The 15,424-nt window shown below is 60.3% G+C and carries 13 protein-coding genes; 9 read left to right on the forward strand and 4 right to left on the reverse strand.

Features of this window, described 5'->3' with window-relative positions:
* Positions 1-4: 4 nt before the first annotated feature.
* The 6 genes from FCN45_RS06300 to FCN45_RS06325 are packed head-to-tail and all read left to right on the forward strand — an operon-like array spanning position 5 to position 5,582.
* Positions 5-883 carry an amino acid ABC transporter permease gene (locus FCN45_RS06300; RefSeq protein WP_101763141.1) on the forward strand — a complete coding sequence of 293 codons (879 nt, stop codon included), beginning with the start codon at positions 5-7 and terminating at the stop codon, positions 881-883.
* A gap of 13 nt (positions 884-896) precedes the next feature.
* Entirely contained in the window at positions 897-1,661 is a 765-nt protein-coding gene (locus FCN45_RS06305; RefSeq protein ID WP_008102604.1) for an amino acid ABC transporter ATP-binding protein, read from the forward strand.
* A 17-nt stretch (positions 1,662-1,678) separates the two neighbouring features.
* Positions 1,679-2,500: an ABC transporter substrate-binding protein gene (locus FCN45_RS06310; protein ID WP_137385435.1), complete on the forward strand. Its 822-nt coding sequence runs from the start codon at positions 1,679-1,681 to the stop codon at positions 2,498-2,500.
* Between the two features lie 11 nt (positions 2,501-2,511).
* Positions 2,512-3,357: a polysaccharide deacetylase gene (locus tag FCN45_RS06315; RefSeq protein WP_137385436.1), complete on the forward strand. Its 846-nt coding sequence runs from the start codon at positions 2,512-2,514 to the stop codon at positions 3,355-3,357.
* A complete protein-coding gene (locus FCN45_RS06320; protein WP_137385437.1) occupies positions 3,350-4,237 on the forward strand; it encodes a polysaccharide deacetylase in 888 nt (295 codons plus the stop codon). Before FCN45_RS06315 ends, FCN45_RS06320 begins: the two co-directional genes overlap by 8 nt.
* Complete coding sequence (locus tag FCN45_RS06325; protein WP_137385438.1) at positions 4,221-5,582, forward strand: MmgE/PrpD family protein; 1,362 nt, start codon at positions 4,221-4,223, stop codon at positions 5,580-5,582. Before FCN45_RS06320 ends, FCN45_RS06325 begins: the two co-directional genes overlap by 17 nt.
* Before the next feature lie 273 nt (positions 5,583-5,855).
* Here FCN45_RS06325 and FCN45_RS06335 read toward each other — a convergent pair whose 3' ends face one another.
* Positions 5,856-6,941 carry an iron-containing alcohol dehydrogenase family protein gene (locus FCN45_RS06335; protein WP_137385439.1) on the reverse strand — a complete coding sequence of 362 codons (1,086 nt, stop codon included), beginning with the start codon at positions 6,939-6,941 and terminating at the stop codon, positions 5,856-5,858.
* Positions 6,941-7,897 carry an agmatinase gene (speB, locus tag FCN45_RS06340; RefSeq protein ID WP_101763135.1) on the reverse strand — a complete coding sequence of 319 codons (957 nt, stop codon included), beginning with the start codon at positions 7,895-7,897 and terminating at the stop codon, positions 6,941-6,943. The genes FCN45_RS06335 and speB overlap by 1 nt, the downstream gene beginning before the upstream one ends.
* Positions 7,898-8,021: 124 nt before the next feature.
* On the opposite strand from speB, the gene FCN45_RS06345 reads away from it, so the two are divergent.
* Genes FCN45_RS06345 through ybiB form a run of 3 tightly spaced genes read left to right on the forward strand, consistent with a single transcriptional unit; the run spans position 8,022 to position 12,139 of the window.
* Positions 8,022-8,918, forward strand: coding sequence for a LysR family transcriptional regulator (locus tag FCN45_RS06345; protein ID WP_137385440.1), 897 nt, complete (start codon positions 8,022-8,024; stop codon positions 8,916-8,918).
* 54 nt (positions 8,919-8,972) lie between these two features.
* A complete protein-coding gene (gene dinG, locus FCN45_RS06350; RefSeq protein WP_101763133.1) occupies positions 8,973-11,117 on the forward strand; it encodes an ATP-dependent DNA helicase DinG in 2,145 nt (714 codons plus the stop codon).
* Between the two features lie 53 nt (positions 11,118-11,170).
* Positions 11,171-12,139 carry a DNA-binding protein YbiB gene (gene ybiB / locus FCN45_RS06355; protein WP_101763132.1) on the forward strand — a complete coding sequence of 323 codons (969 nt, stop codon included), beginning with the start codon at positions 11,171-11,173 and terminating at the stop codon, positions 12,137-12,139.
* Between the two features lie 163 nt (positions 12,140-12,302).
* Here ybiB and FCN45_RS06360 read toward each other — a convergent pair whose 3' ends face one another.
* Both FCN45_RS06360 and hutU read right to left on the reverse strand, forming a co-directional pair.
* Positions 12,303-13,460, reverse strand: coding sequence for a M20 aminoacylase family protein (locus FCN45_RS06360; protein ID WP_137385441.1), 1,158 nt, complete (start codon positions 13,458-13,460; stop codon positions 12,303-12,305).
* 275 nt (positions 13,461-13,735) lie between these two features.
* Positions 13,736-15,421, reverse strand: a complete 1,686-nt coding sequence (hutU, locus tag FCN45_RS06365) for a urocanate hydratase (RefSeq protein ID WP_110865798.1) — start codon at positions 15,419-15,421, stop codon at positions 13,736-13,738.
* Positions 15,422-15,424: the final 3 nt, after the last annotated feature.

Raw genomic sequence — 15,424 nt, forward strand, 5'->3', positions numbered from 1 at the left:
ACTTATGTCGCAATCAACGCCGATTGAGCCGGGTTTGAACAACAGCCGCGAGCAGACGCATTACGATCTCGATCGTTACCAGGTGGTGCCGCGCCGTTACTACGGCCGTATCACCGCGTCGGCGGTGATTCTGCTGCTGCTGGCGCTGCTGGTAAACGCCTTTGCGCACGGCAATATCGAATGGTCGTTTGTCGGCCAGTTCTTTACCGCCCAGGCGATTCTCAACGGCGTGGTCAACACGCTGATCATGTCGGTGCTGGCGATGGGGCTCGGCGTGCTGTTTGGCGTCATCACCGCCATCATGTACATGTCGCCGAATCCGGTGCTGCACTACATCGCCGTGGGCTACGCGTGGATTTTTCGCGGTACGCCGCTGATTCTGCAGCTGCTGCTGTGGTTCAACCTCGCGCTGGTGTTTCCCACTATCAGCATTCCCGGCGTGTTCAGCGTGCAAACCGTCACCATCATGACGCCGTTCCTCGCCGCGCTGCTCGGTTTGAGCATCAATCAGGGCGCGTACACCTCGGAAGTGGTGCGCGCGGGCCTGCTGTCGGTGGATACCGGGCAATACGAAGCGGCGAAAGCCATCGGCATGCCGCGTCTGCAGGCGCTGCAGCGCATCATTCTGCCGCAGGCGATGCGCGTGATTCTGCCGCCGGTCGGCAACGAATTTATCAGCATGATCAAAACCACCAGCCTCGCCAGCATGATTCAGTACTCCGAACTGCTCTACAACACGCAAACCATCTACTTCGCCAACGCGCGCGTCATGGAACTACTGTTCGTGGCAGGCATTTGGTACCTGATTGTGGTCACGGTGTTGTCGTTTGGACAGAGCCGACTGGAACGTTATTTCTCACGCGGCCATCGTCAGCGTCAGTAAACAGGAGCCCAACATGAGAAACATCGTGCGCGCCGTTAAGGTGAACAAATATTTCGACCAGTTCCACGCCCTGAAGGATGTCAGCCTCGAAGTGAACTACGGCGAGGTGATGTGCATCCTCGGCCCATCCGGTTCCGGCAAAAGCACCTTTTTGCGCTGCATTAACCAGCTGGAAAAGGTCGATAAAGGCGGGATTTGGGTTGACAACGAGCTGGCGGGCTATCGCATCGCCGGTAACAAACTGCATGCGCTAAGCGACAAGCAGATTGCGCGCCAGCGCCTGCAAACCGGCATGGTGTTCCAGCGCTTTAACCTGTTCCCACACAAAACTGCGCTGGAGAACATCATCGAAGGGCCGTGTCGCGTGCTGCTGCGCCCAAGGCGCGAAGCCAGCGAAGAGGCGATGGCGCTGCTCGATCGCGTTGGTCTGGCGCACAAAGCGCACGACTATCCGCAGTCGCTCTCCGGCGGTCAGCAGCAGCGCGTGGCGATTGCTCGTGCGCTGGCGATGAAACCCAAACTGATGCTGTTTGACGAACCCACCTCGGCGCTGGATCCGGAGATGGTGGGCGAAGTGCTGGCGGTGATGCGTCAGCTGGCAAAAGAGGGCACCACCATGCTGGTGGTCACGCACGAAATGGGCTTTGCCCGTGAGGTGGCCAATCAGGTGGTGTTTATGGACGAGGGACGGATTATCGAGCAGGGCGCACCGGAAGACATTCTGCTGAACCCGCAAAATCCACGGATGAAAAACTTTATTAACGCGATTCTTCTTTAAACATTACCGGGGTGAATATGAAAAAGCTGTTATTGAGTGCCATCAGTGCCGCCGTATTGCTGCAATCCTCTGCCTGGGCAGACATCGCCGTACCCGCGGCGATCAAAGAGAAAGGGCTGACGGTAGCGATCATGCCGAACTATCCGCCAATGGATTTTAAAGATCCGGCGACCAACCAGCTGACCGGCGTGGATTACGACCTCGGCCAGGCGATTGGTGAAAAACTCGGCGTGAAGATCAACTGGCAGGAGATCGCCTTCGAACAGATGGTGAACGCGGTGGTGACCAGGCGCGTCGATCTGGTGATGTCCGGCATGACGGACACCAAAGAGCGTCAGCAGGTGGTGAACTTTATCGATTACTTCAAAACCGGCCCGCAGTTCTACACCCAATCCGCGCGCAGCGACATCAACAGCGCGATGGATCTGTGCGGTAAGAAAGTCGGTACCAGCCGTCGCACCACTTTCCCGCAGGAGATTGCCAACTGGTCAAAAGCGCACTGTGAAGCGGCCGGTAAGCCGGCGATCATTGTGGTAGGTGCTGAAGGCACCGCCGATGCGCGCACCCAACTGCGTCAGAACCGTCTGGATGGCGTGGTGCAGGGCAGTGAAACGCTGCCGTACATCATGGATCTGGAAAAGGGCAAATATAAGGCGCTGGATAAAGCCTTCTCCTTCCAGTACACCGGCATGGCGATTGGTAAAGATGCGGGCGAGCTGACCACCGCGATTCAGGCGGCTATCGACGCGATGATTGCTGATGGCTCTTACCAGAAAATCCTCGGCAAATGGGGTCTGGCAGACAACGGCGTGGCGAAGGCGACCGTCAACCAGGGCTAAGGAGCGCGCAGATGCAACAACCGGGCGCAGTGCGCTGGCCGCAGGGTAAACGCGGCTGTATGGCGCTGGCGTTTGACCTCGACGGTCCCACCGGCGATGCCATGCTGAATGGCAGCCTGTGGTCAACGCCAGAGTATTTTACCTTTGGGGCTTACGGGCCGTACCGCGCGCTCGGGCGTCTGCTTGACCTGCTGCGCGCCTTCCACCTTCCCGCCACCTTCTTTGTGCCGGGGTGGGTGGTGGAGCAGTGGCCGCAGCAGTGTCAGGCGATTATCGAACAGGGCCACGAAGTGGCCTATCACGGCTATCGCCACGAATCCTTTTGGGCGATTTCACCGGATGAACAGCGCGCAGTCATGGCGAAATCCGCTGAAGTCTTTCACCAGCATCTGGGCATCACCGCCTGCGGTTTTCGTACGCCGTCGGGCGACTGGCATGCGGAAACGCCACAAATCCTGCGCGACGCGGGCGTGATCTACTCCAGCAGCATGCGCGGCGACGATCGCCCCTACAGCATTCCGGTGGCGGGCCATACGCCGCTGGTGGAGATCCCCGGTAAGTGGGAGATGGATGATTACGCCTCGCTGGCCTACACGCGCCAGCCCGACTTCCCCAAAGGCGGCGACCGCATCGCCAGCTATGCGCACACGCGTGATAACTGGCAGCGCGAGTTCGATGGCGCGATGGATGAAGGCTTGTGCCTCACCACGCTGTTCCACCCGAAAATCTCTGGCCAGCCGGGACGCTTGCTGCTGCTGGAACAGCTGTTTGCACATATGACGGCGCGCGATGACGTTTGGTTTGCGCGCTGCGACGCGGTGGCGCAGTGGTATTTGCAGGAGCAACAGCATGACTGAACCTTCACGCTGGCCGCTGGGTTTCCAGTCGGCGGCGATCCTCACCATCGATTTCAACGATATTCACGGCATTCTCACTCAGGCACCGGCGGTGGCGGGGCGCGATAAAACGCTGTCGGTGTGGCGCTACGGCACGCTGCGCGGCGTCGATCGCCTGCTGGCACTGCTGGCAGAAAAGCAGCTCAAAGCCAGCTGGTGTATGCCCGCGATTGTTGCCGAAGAGCAGCCGGGATTGGTACAGCGCATCGTGGCCGACGGCCATGAAATCGCCTGCAGCGGTTATACCCATGAAGATTTCTCGCTGCTCACGCTGGAGCAACAAATTGCCAGCGTGACGCGCGGCTGCGACAAACTGACGCACATCACTGGGCGCAAAATTATCGGCTTCCGCACGCCCGCCGGGCAGTGGAAACCGGGGCTGGCGCAGGCGTTGATCGCACGCGGCATTCAATGGTCATCGAGCTGGCGCGGCGATGATTTGCCGTATTTCCATCCCGGTACGCGCCTGGTGGAATTGCCGATGCACTACACGCTGGAAGATGAGCCGTACTTCGCCTTTAACCTCAGCCCGGCTATTCCGCCGGGACAATCGCGCATCGCGCCGTATGGCGAAACCCTGGCGAATATGACGCAGGATTTCCACGGCTTTCACCGCTTTGGCCTGTGCTACTTGCTGCGCCTGCATCCGGAAATCATCGGCACCGCCGGACGCATTGGTTTATTGCGGGCGCTGCTCGACATGCTGCAACAGCACAATGTGTGGATCGCCACCGCTGAGCAGGCGGCGGCGCACTGGCAGACGCAGCCGGATAACGATTTCTGCCATCCGGCGGAGGTGTTTACCCGCATCACTGGAGGTGCGCATGGCGAACTCGCTTGATCAACTGGCGGCCTTTATCGCCGGGACGCGTTTTGCACAACTGCCTGAACCGCTGGTGGAGCAGGCGAAACGCCATCTGCTCGATACGCTCGGTGCTTCGCTGGCGGGCTGCGACAGCCCGATCTGGCGCGAGTGTCTGGCGCTGGTGCAGGCCGAAGGTGGCCGCGAACAGGCGCAGATTTGGGGCAGCGCGCAGCAGGCCAATCCGCGACAGGCGGCGTGGCTGAACGGCGTGGCGGCGCACATGTATGAACTCGACGATACCGGCGGCTGCGATCACTCCGGTGCGGTGGTGATCCCGGCGCTGCTGGCGGCTTTGCCGCTGGCGACACAGCCGGTGGACGGGCAAGCGCTGCTGGTGGCGATGGTGATCGGCTATGACGTCGGCCGCCGCGTGTTAGAAGCCTGCGGCGGTTACTCGGCGCACAACGGCGCAGGCTGGCACTCTACCGCCAGCTGCGGCGTGTTTGGTGCGGCGGCGGCGGTCTGTTCGCTGCTGCAGCTCGACCGTGCACAGTGTGCGTCTGCGCTGGGCGTTGCCGCCAGCTTCAGCGGCGGTTTGTGGGGCTTTATTCACGACGGATCGCACACCAAGAAACTGCATGCCGCGCGCGCAGCTGAAGGCGGCGTACAGGCTGCGCTGCTGGCACAACGCGGTATCAGCGGCCCTTCAGCGGTGTTTGAACCGCGCTGGGGCGGCTTCCTGCAAACCTTAGCGGCTGAAACCCAGCAGCCGCAGGCGTTGACGGCCGATCTCGGCGAGGTGTGGAAACTGGCGCGCTGCTCAATCAAACCCTACGCTTCGTGCCGTGGCACCCACGCGGCGATTGATGCGCTGGGAATCCTGCTGCAACAGCATGATGTGCGGGTAGAGCAAATCGCGCGCATCGTGGTGGGCGTTAATCCGTTCCTGCTGGAGATGTGCGGCGGACGCGAGTTACACAGCCTGGCGGCGGCGCAGATGAGCCTGCCGTATGCGCTGGCGGCGCGCGCACTGTACGGCTCGGCGGAGCTGGCCAGTTATGACGACGCCAAACGCCTGCATCCCGATGTGGAAGCGTTGCTGGCGCGTATTGAGCTGGTGATCGATGAGCAGCAGAGCCGCGACGACGAGCCGTGGGTGCGGCTGGAAACCGGGCAGGGCGCGCAGTGGCAGCAGCATGTGCCGGTGCCGTCAGGCGCACCGACCAATCCGCTCACGCTGGATGCCTTGCTGGCGAAATACCGCAGTTTGGCCGCGCGCGTATTGCCGCTGGAGCAGGTCGAACAGCTCGAGGCGGTGTGTCTGGAGCTGGATGAAGTGGCGGATGTGCGGGAAGTGGTGGGGTTGTTGGGGATTGGGTGATTTTCCCCTTTTGGTGTGTGCTCGCTGTCCCGTTGGTCGGTGCACGCTGTCCCCCTCCTCGGTAGGTGCACGCTGTCCCCATCCTCGGTAGGTGCACGCTGTCCCCCATCCCGGCCTTCCCCCATAAATGGGGGAAGGAGACGCTGCCACATGCAGCTTCAGAACGAACATATGGCAGCATCTTCCTCCCCCATTTATGGGGGAGGACCGAGGAGGGGGACAGCGAGCACATTCAAACCACAGCGTGCACATTCAAACCACAGCGAGCACAAACTAAACCCTGCCCGCTAACCCCTCAATCCGCGCCATCGCTGCCAGCAAGCGCGCTTCGGTCACCGTTTCGGCCATGTTCTCCATATCCGGCGCATGCACTGATTCGCGCACAATCAGCGCCAGCTCACTTTCATCCAGCTCGGCAATCTCGCTCAGCGTCAGCGGCACGCCGCAATCGCGCGCCAGGCGCATCTCATCCAGCACTTCCTCATCGGTGCGGTTCTCCAGCGCCAGCAAACAGAGGTTGCCGAAGCCGACCAGCAAGCCGTGCCCAAACTCGCGGGTTTTATCGCAGAAGGTAAAGCCTTCATAAATCGCGTGCGAAGCCGCCGCGTGTGCGCCGTTGCTCATTAGCGAGGTTAATCCCGCCCAGGTGAAGATCGCATCCAGCACCTGATCGAGCGACGCGCTGCTCTCACCACGCAGCACTGCGGCATAGGCTGCCGGTCCATGTTCACCAATTACGTCATAACAGATCTGGCTGTGCGCCAGTGACGAGAGCGCATTGCCCTCGCGTGCCGGATGACGTGCACTGACCGCGCGGAACTCGTACCACTTCGCCAGCGTATCGCCCAGCCCGGCGGCCAGCCAGCGGGCGGGCGCTTTAGCCAGCAGCTCGCTGTCAATGATCACCGCCGCCGGTGCCTGCGGTAGCGGGAAGATGTCGAAGAAATTGCCGTTATCGTCATAGCGAATACTCAGCGGCGTCACCGCGGAACATGTGGCGGCGATGGTTGGCAGCGTGATCACCGGCACGCCAATCTGTGCGCCTACCGCTTTCACCGTATCCAGCGATTTACCGCCGCCCACGCCAATCAGCACCTCGGCGTGCAGCTCGCTGGCCATCGCCGCCAGACGATTGATCTGATTGATCGAGGTTTCACCGCCAAACCACTCTTGAGCTAACAGCGTGACGTTGGCCGCCAGCAGCTGCGCGCGAACCTGCGCTTCTACTGCCTGCAACGCCTGATGGCCGCCAATCAGCAGCGCACGCTGTCCCAGTCCGGCGCAGATCGCGCCTAATTGGTTGATCACGCCCGCACCGCGCAGCACGCGCGCCGGGAAAACCAGATTCTGTTGTGTCATCACTTGTTCTCTGTGTAACGGACGCCGGGCAACACGCACAGCATCTCATAAAGGATATTGGCCGCCAGCTGCGAGGTCATACCGCTGATGTCGTACGGCGGCGAGACTTCCACCAGATCGCCGCCCACCAGATTGAGTCCACGGCAGCCGCGCACGATCTCCAGCCCTTGCATCGAGGTCAAACCGCCCACTTCCGGCGTGCCGGTGCCGGGTGCCCACGCGGGATCGAAGCTGTCGATGTCGTAAGAGAGATACACCGGGCCGTCGCCGATACGCGCGCGCACCTCGGCCATCAGCGGCGTCATGGAGCGATACCAGCACTGTTCGGCGGGCACCAGATGGAAGCCCTGATCGACGCCCCACTGAAAATCATCGGCGGCGTAACCTTGCGCACGTTGCCCGATTTGCACCACGCGCTGGCAGTCGAGCAGGCCCTCTTCCACCGCGCGGCGGAACGTGGTGCCATGCGCGATCTTCTCGCCAAACATCTCGTCGTTGGTGTCGGTGTGGGCATCAATGTGAATCAGCCCCATCGGCCCATGCTTCTTCGCCAGCGCGCGCAAAATCGGCAGCGTCAGCGTGTGATCGCCGCCCAGCGTTAACGGGATAATCGGCCAGTTATTCAGCTCGGTATAATAGTTTTCAATGATATCGACTGATTTCAGCAGGCTGTAAGTGTTGATCGGCACATCACCGAGATCGCCGACGCGCAGCGAATCAAAGGGCGCGGCGCCGGTGGCCATGTTGTAGGGTCGGATCATGACTGAATCGGCGCGGATGGCGCGTGGGCCATAGCGCGTACCGCTGCGCTGCGAGGTGCCGATATCCAGCGGAATGCCGACGAACGCCACATCCAAATCGGCTGGTGATTCAGCGGCGGGTAAACGCATCATGGTGCCGCGTCCGGCGAAACGGGGCATTTCGTTGCCGCCTTGCGGCTGGGGGAAATCGGTCATCACGCACTCCTTCAGTCAGGTAAAACCCATCATTACCCAGCCCGCGCGCCGGAAAAATCCTTGACAGCCGATAATCACTTCAGAGATTACTTAACTTTAGTCAGCAATCTCTGAAGGAAAATCGGTGCAGACGCTTCCCAATCTTAAACTGCTGCAGGTGTTCGCCAGCGTGGTGGAAAATCAGGGCTATTCGCGCGCGCAGCAGGCGCTGAACATGACCACGCCGGCCATCAGCGCCTACATGAGCGAGCTCGAGAGCCAGCTCGGTTTTATCCTCTGTCAGCGCGGGCGCGGCGGCTTTACCCTGACCAGCAAAGGCGAGCAGTTTTATCGCTACTGTCAGGAGATGCTGGCGACGCTGGCGGGTTGGCAGGAGCAGGTTGAGACGCTGAAAAGCGCGCAGGGCGGCACTTTCTCGCTTGGCGTGGTGGACGCCACCGTCACCGATAGCACGCTGGATCTGCCTGCCGCTATCGCCCGCTTTAACCAGCGCTTTCCGGCGGTGTTCTTTAATCTGAGCGTGCGCGATCCCAATGAGTTGCAGCAGCAGTTGCTGGAGGATCGGCTCGATTTGGCGATTGGGCACTTTCCGCTGCGCGCCAGCAATCTGGTGACTATTCCGCTTTACGAAGAACAGCATTGGCTCTATTGCAGCCCGCAACATCCGCTGGCTGAGGGCCATCCGGATGTGCGCACCGTGCAGCAGACCGGCATGGTGACGCGGCGTTACTGGAATCAGCAGGAGCTGAACAAGCGCGGCTTCCGCCAGAGCAACGCTTCAGTGGAGAGCATCGAAGCGCAGCTGACGCTGATTCTCTCTGGCCGCTTCATTGGCTATTTGCCCGAACACTACGCGCGCAGCGGGGAACTGCAGGGCACGCTGCGCCGCCTGCTGCCGCACCATTTCCACTTCCGCGCGCCTTTCTCTTTTGCGTTCCGCCGTGGGCGCGCGCGTGAAACCTTAATCCGCGCGATGCGTGAAATTCTGAATCCAGCGCGAAAAAATATCAGCGAAAGCTGACGCTGCGCCAATACTGTGTAAAAATACAGGCCAATTCAGCAAACAGTAACGAAAATGGCCCTGACAGCAGCGATAAAAAGCCAGATTGCGCAATGGTATAAGGCGCTGCAGCAGCAGGTTCCTGACTTTATCCCGCGCGCGCCGCAGCGCCAGATGATTGCCGAAGTGGCGAAAAGTCTGGCCGGTGACGAAGGTCGTCATCTGGCGATAGAAGCGCCCACCGGCGTCGGCAAAACTCTCTCTTATTTGATTCCCGGCATTGCGGTGAGCCGCGCCGAGGAGAAGCGGCTGGTGATCAGCACCGCCAACGTGGCGTTGCAGGACCAGATCTTCAGCAAGGATCTGCCGCTGCTGAAGAAAATCATCCCCGATCTCACCTTTACCGCCGCCTTTGGCCGTGGACGCTATGTTTGTCCGCGCAACCTTGCGGCGCTGGCGGCGACCGAAGATCAGCAGGGCGATTTGCTGCTCTATCTGGATGAAGAGGCGGTCACCGGCTCGAAAGAGGAGCAGAAATTCTGCGCCAAGCTAGAGAAGCAGCTCAGTAGCTACCGCTGGGATGGCTTGCGCGATCACACCGATGTCAACATCGAGGACAGCTTGTGGCAACGCCTCTCCACCGACAAAGCCAACTGCCTTGGCCATCACTGCCGCTGGTATCGTGAATGCCCGTTCTTTGTCGCGCGTCGCGAAATTGAGCAGGCGGATGTGGTGGTCGCCAACCATGCGTTGGTGATGGCGGCGATGGAGAATGAATCGGTGCTGCCACCGGCGAAAAACCTGATGCTGGTGCTGGACGAAGGCCATCATCTGCCGGAAGTGGCGCGCGATGCGCTGGAGATGAGCGCGGAGATCACGCCCGGCTGGAGCAGTTTGCAGCTCGATCTGTTTGTGCGGCTGGTGGAAACCATCATGGCGCAGTTCCGCCCAAAATCGCCGCCGCCGCTCACCAACCCGGAGCGCCTGAAAGGTCACTGCGATGAAATGCGCGAGCTGCTGCAGATCCTGTGCGATGCGCTCAATCCGCTGCTGCCGGGCCATAATCAGCCGGGCGAGTTCCGCTTTGTACTGGGTGAATTGCCGGAAGAGCTGCTGAGCCTGTGCGCGCGGCTGTTCAAGCTGAGTGACGCGCTGCGCGGCTTAAGCGAAGGCCTGCTCAACGAGTTGGGCGAGCAGACCGGGAAAGCCGATATTATGCGGCTGCATAAAGCTATCATTCAGCTCAATCGCCACTTCGGCTGGTTCGAGTCGATTAGCAAATTGTGGCGGCTGGCGGCGATGGAGAAAGCTTCCAATGCGCCGGTGTCGAAGTGGATTACGCGTGAGATCCGTGAAGGCCAGGCGCATCTGCTGTTCCACTGCGCGGGCATTCGCGTGAGCGATCAGCTGGAAAAAATCCTGTGGCGCAAAATCCCGCATGTGGTGGTGACCTCGGCCACTTTGCGCTCGCTCAACAGCTTCAACCGTTTGCAGGAGATGTCCGGCCTGAGTGAGAAAGCCGGCGACCGCTTTGTGGCGCTGGATTCACCGTTTAACCATATCGACCAGGGCAAGCTGGTGATTCCGCAGATGCAGTTTGAGCCGCAGATGGCGCAGGAAGCGGAGCACATCGCCGAGATGGCGCGCTTCTTCCGCCAGCAGATCGCCGAAGAGAAGCACAAAGGGGTGCTGGTGCTGTTCGCCAGCGGCCGCGCGATGCAGCAGTTTGTCGCACATATTCCTGATCTGCGCCTGTCGATGCTGGTGCAGGGCGATCAACCGCGTTCGCGCCTGGTGGCGTTGCATCGGGAACGCGTCGAAGCCGGTAAAATCAGTATTCTGGTCGGGCTGCAATCGTTCGCCGAAGGGCTGGATTTGAAAGGCGATCTGCTGTCGCAGGTGCATATCCATAAAATCGCTTTTCCACCGGTGGACAGTCCGGTAATTTTGACCGAGGGCGAATGGCTGAAGAGCCTGAAACGCTATCCGTTCGAAGTGCAGAGCTTGCCGAGCGCCTCCTTTACCTTGATTCAACAGGTAGGACGCTTGATTCGCAGCCACAGCTGCTTTGGCGAAATTGTGATTTACGATCGCCGCCTGCTCAACAAAGCCTATGGCAGCCGACTGCTGGCCGCGCTACCGGTGTTCCCGATTGAGCAACCGCCGATGCCGGAAGCCAGCAGTGACAAGACGAAAAAACGTCGCAGTAAGAAAATCTAACGATCAATTTTTGGCAGCCGCACGACGGCGCGCCCTGGAAGCGGGAATGCCTGATGGAACTGAATAAAATTATTAAAGAGATTGGGCGCGGTAAAAATCACGCGCGCGATATCGATTTCGCCACCGCGCAGGCGCTCTACAGCGCGATGCTGGCCGGTGACGTGCCGGAGCTGGAGCTGGGTGGCGTGCTGATTGCGCTGCGCATCAAGGGCGAAGGCGAAGAGGAGATGCGCGGTTTTTATCACGCGATGCAGCAGCAGATGATGCAGTTGCAGGCACCCGCTCATCGTCCCATGCCGATTGTCATTCCCAGCTACAACGGCGCGCGTCGTCAGGGCAATCTGACGCCGCTGCTGGCGCTGCTGCTGGTGAAGCTGGGCTTCCCGGTGCTGCTGCACGGCGTCAGTGACGATCCCACGCGCATCACCACCGAAGCGGTGCTGGCGGCGCTGGACATCGCGCCTGTCACCTCCGCCGCACAGGCGCAGGCGAAACTGGATAACGGCGAGCTGGCGTTTATCACCATCGACCATCTGTGTGCGCCAATGGCGCAGCAGCTGTCGCTGCGCTGGCGCATGGGCGTGCGTAACAGCGCACATACGCTGGCGAAACTGGCGACGCCGTTTGCCGAACGTGCTGCGCTGCGCCTGGCCAGCGTCTCGCATCCGGAATATGTGCCGCGCGTGGGGAAATTCTTCCAGGATATCGATGCACCGGCGATTCTGCTCAACGGTACCGAAGGCGAGGTGTATGCCAATCCGCAGCGCTGCCCGGCGATTAACTACATTCGTGGCGCGGGTGCAGAAGCGGAAGTGTGGGTTGAGCGCCAGCCGGAAGTCAGTGTGGAACTGCCGGAAAGCAAAAGCGCACAGGACACCGCCGCGTGGATCAATCAGGTATTAGCCGGGGAACGCGCGGTGCCGCAGGCGCTGCGTTTGCAGCTGGCGTGTTGTTTGATGGCGACCGGTGAATCGGCTAGCCTGGCGGATGCAGAAGTGAAGTTACAGTTGGCGGGGATGTGAAGAATAAAGCCATTGAATTAAGCGCCTCATTTACAGCGCACACAAGCTGTAGCGGCGCGATTAATCGCGCTGTTCAATGGCGGCAATGTCGCCATCCCGCTATTGCGTAATAAATTGCGCCGCGACGGCACGAGCAAGCATCCGCCATTCCTGGCGACCGCCATCACGCTTTCGCCAGCACGCGCTCTACCAACTGCTGCCAGAAGGTAATACCAATCGGCAGCAGCTCATCATTAAAATCGTAATTAGCGTTATGCAGCGGTGCGGATGGCGTCGCGCCATCGGCACCCAGCCAGAAATAGGCGCCGGGGCAGGCTTGCAGCATGCAGGCAAAATCTTCCGAAGCCATTGAAGGGTTCACCTGCCAGTGAACCTGCGCCTCGCCAAGCACCTCAACCGCCACGGCACGCACCTGTTCGGCTTGCTCCGCATGATTGGCGGTGACCGGATAACCGGGATACCAGTGAATCTCGCCGCTGACGCCAAACGGGCGCGGCAACGTCGTGACAAAATCCTCAATCAGACCGCGCACGCGATTACGCACGTCGGTCTGCAAACATCGCACCGTGCCGCGCAACACAATCTGCTCAGGAATGACGTTAATCGCTTCGCCGCCGTGAATCTGCGTCACGCTCACCACCGCCGAAGCCAGTGGCGACAGACGACGCGACGGAATGGTTTGCAGCGCCAGAATCAGCTCGGCAGCAACCACCATGGGATCGGCCCCGCTTTCCGGCATCGCCGCATGGCAGCTTTTACCGTGCAGCGTAATTTCGAACGAGTCGAGTGACGCCATCATCGCATCCGGATTCACCGCCAGCGTGCCCACCGGCATGCCCGGCCAGTTGTGCATGGCGTAAACCGCATCCATCGGGAAGCGCTGGAACAGGCCTTCTTCCACCATTTTGCGCGCGCCACCGAGATTCTCTTCGGCGGGCTGGAAGATGAAATGAATAGTACCGCTGAAGTTGCGCGTAATCGCCAGCTGACAAGCCGCTGCCAGCAGAATCGAAGTGTGACCATCGTGACCGCAGGCATGCATAACGCCGGCTGTTTGCGACTTCCACTGCGGCGCGCCTTTTTCGGTGATCGGCAGCGCATCCATATCGGCGCGCAGACCAATAACCGGTCCGGGACCGTTCTCTAAGGTGCCGATTACGCCGGTGCCCGCTAAGCCACGAAACACCTGTAATCCGGCCTCGGTGAGGACCTGTGCGACGAGCTCGCTGGTCTGCTGCTCCTGGTAACCCAGCTCAGGATGTTGATGTAACTGACGACGCCAGTTGAGGGCGTTTTCCAGCAGTGCAGCAGGCAGGCTCATAAGGTAAGGCTCTCCATTAGCAGCGTGAGCTGCAAAATAATGTATTTACTGTAGTGGCAAGCGTATGGCGGCGTCTATCGCGGAACGGAATAATTTGGCTATAGGGTATAGCGGAATGGAATATAGAAAACGGGCTGGTAAGCGCCTTCTCCCGCTTGCGGGAGAAGGCTGGGATGAGGGTAATGTTGCACAATGTTGAAAGGTGCGCGCTGTCCCTCACCTTAACCCTCTCCCGCAGGCGGGAGAGGGGATTGATCGGCGTGGCGGGTTGGACGTTATTTCTGCATCGGCAGGTTGAGACCGTGCTCCTGCGCGCAGCTTTGCGCTAATTCGTAACCGGCATCCGCGTGACGCATTACGCCGGTGGCCGGATCGTTCCACAGCACGCGGCCCAGACGCGCATCGGCTTCTTTGCTGCCGTCACACACAATCACCACGCCGGAGTGCTGTGAAAAGCCCATGCCGACGCCGCCGCCATGATGCAGACTCACCCAGGTCGCGCCGCCTGCGGTGTTCAGCAGGGCATTGAGCAGCGGCCAATCGGATACCGCATCCGAGCCGTCTTTCATCGCTTCGGTTTCACGGTTCGGTGACGCCACGGAACCGCAATCCAGATGGTCGCGACCGATGACGATCGGCGCTTTCAGCTCGCCGTTACGCACCATTTCGTTGAACGCCAGCGCCGCTTTGTGGCGCTCGCCGAGACCCAGCCAGCAGATACGCGCCGGTAAGCCCTGGAAGGCGATACGCTCCTGCGCCATGTCGAGCCAGCGGTGCAGATTCTGGTGATCCGGGAACAGCTCTTTCAGCTTGGCATCGGTTTTGTAGATATCTTCCGCATCACCTGACAGCGCCACCCAGCGGAACGGGCCTTTGCCTTCGCAGAACAGCGGACGAATATAGGCCGGCACAAAACCCGGGAAATCGAAGGCGTTTTTCACGCCCTCATCCAGCGCCACCTGACGGATGTTATTGCCGTAATCCACGGTCGGGACGCCCATGTGATGGAAATCCAGCATCGCCTGCACATGTACCGCCATTGAGGCGCGCGCGGCTTTCTCCACCGCTTTCGGGTTGCTGACACGCTCGGCTTCCCAGCGCGCCAGATCCCAGCCGACCGGCAGATAACCGTTAATCGGATCGTGTGCTGAGGTCTGATCGGTGACGATGTCCGGCTTCATGCCGCCCGCTTTGGCACGTTTCACCAGCTCCGGCACGATTTCAGCGGCGTTGCCCAGCAGACCAACAGAAATGGCACGCTTCTCTTTGTTGGCCTGATCAATCAGCGCCAGTGCTTCGTCCAGCGTATAGGCTTTGTGGTCGACGTAGCGGGTGCGGATACGGAAATCGATACGAGATTCCTGGCACTCAATCGCCAGCACGCTGGCACCGGCCAACACACCCGCCAGCGGTTGTGCGCCGCCCATGCCGCCCAAACCGGCGGTGAGGATCCAGCGGCCGCTGAGATCGCTGTCGTAATGCTGACGACCCGCTTCAGCGAAGGTTTCGAAGGTACCTTGCACGATGCCCTGCGCACCGATGTAGATCCACGAACCGGCGGTCATCTGGCCGTACATCATCAGGCCTTTTTGATCCAGCTCGTGGAAGTGATCCCAATTGGCCCAATGCGGCACCAGATTCGAGTTAGCCAGCAGCACGCGCGGCGCATCGGCATGCGTACGGAACACGCCCACCGGTTTACCGGACTGGATGAGCAGCGTCTCTTCCGGCTGCAGGGCGCGCAGCGAACGCAGGATCTGCTCAAAGCACTCCCAGTTACGCGCGGCTTTACCGATGCCGCCGTACACCACCAGATCTTCCGGGCGTTCTGCCACGTCAGGATCGAGGTTGTTCTGGATCATGCGGTAAGCCGCTTCAATCAACCAGTTGGCGCAGTGCAATTCATTACCGCGCGGCGCACGGATTTCACGGGCTACAGCCTGAGTCAAAGTTTCGCTCATCAT

The organism is Pantoea sp. SO10 (assembly GCF_005281435.1).
GTDB lineage: Bacteria > Pseudomonadota > Gammaproteobacteria > Enterobacterales > Enterobacteriaceae > Pantoea > Pantoea leporis.

What these genes read in the sequence shown, in the direction of transcription:
- FCN45_RS06310 (WP_137385435.1), top strand. Translation starts at nt 1,679, where the DNA reads ATGAAAAAGCTGTTATTGAGTGCCATCAGTGCCGCCGTATTGCTGCAA.
- FCN45_RS06360 (WP_137385441.1), bottom strand. Translation starts at nt 13,460, where the DNA reads ATGAGCCTGCCTGCTGCACTGCTGGAAAACGCCCTCAACTGGCGTCGT.
- dinG (WP_101763133.1), top strand. Translation starts at nt 8,973, where the DNA reads ATGGCCCTGACAGCAGCGATAAAAAGCCAGATTGCGCAATGGTATAAG.
- speB (WP_101763135.1), bottom strand. Translation starts at nt 7,897, where the DNA reads ATGACCGATTTCCCCCAGCCGCAAGGCGGCAACGAAATGCCCCGTTTC.
- FCN45_RS06305 (WP_008102604.1), top strand. Translation starts at nt 897, where the DNA reads ATGAGAAACATCGTGCGCGCCGTTAAGGTGAACAAATATTTCGACCAG.
- hutU (WP_110865798.1), bottom strand. Translation starts at nt 15,421, where the DNA reads ATGAGCGAAACTTTGACTCAGGCTGTAGCCCGTGAAATCCGTGCGCCG.
- FCN45_RS06325 (WP_137385438.1), top strand. Translation starts at nt 4,221, where the DNA reads ATGGCGAACTCGCTTGATCAACTGGCGGCCTTTATCGCCGGGACGCGT.
- FCN45_RS06315 (WP_137385436.1), top strand. Translation starts at nt 2,512, where the DNA reads ATGCAACAACCGGGCGCAGTGCGCTGGCCGCAGGGTAAACGCGGCTGT.
- FCN45_RS06320 (WP_137385437.1), top strand. Translation starts at nt 3,350, where the DNA reads ATGACTGAACCTTCACGCTGGCCGCTGGGTTTCCAGTCGGCGGCGATC.
- ybiB (WP_101763132.1), top strand. Translation starts at nt 11,171, where the DNA reads ATGGAACTGAATAAAATTATTAAAGAGATTGGGCGCGGTAAAAATCAC.
- FCN45_RS06335 (WP_137385439.1), bottom strand. Translation starts at nt 6,941, where the DNA reads ATGACACAACAGAATCTGGTTTTCCCGGCGCGCGTGCTGCGCGGTGCG.
- FCN45_RS06300 (WP_101763141.1), top strand. Translation starts at nt 5, where the DNA reads ATGTCGCAATCAACGCCGATTGAGCCGGGTTTGAACAACAGCCGCGAG.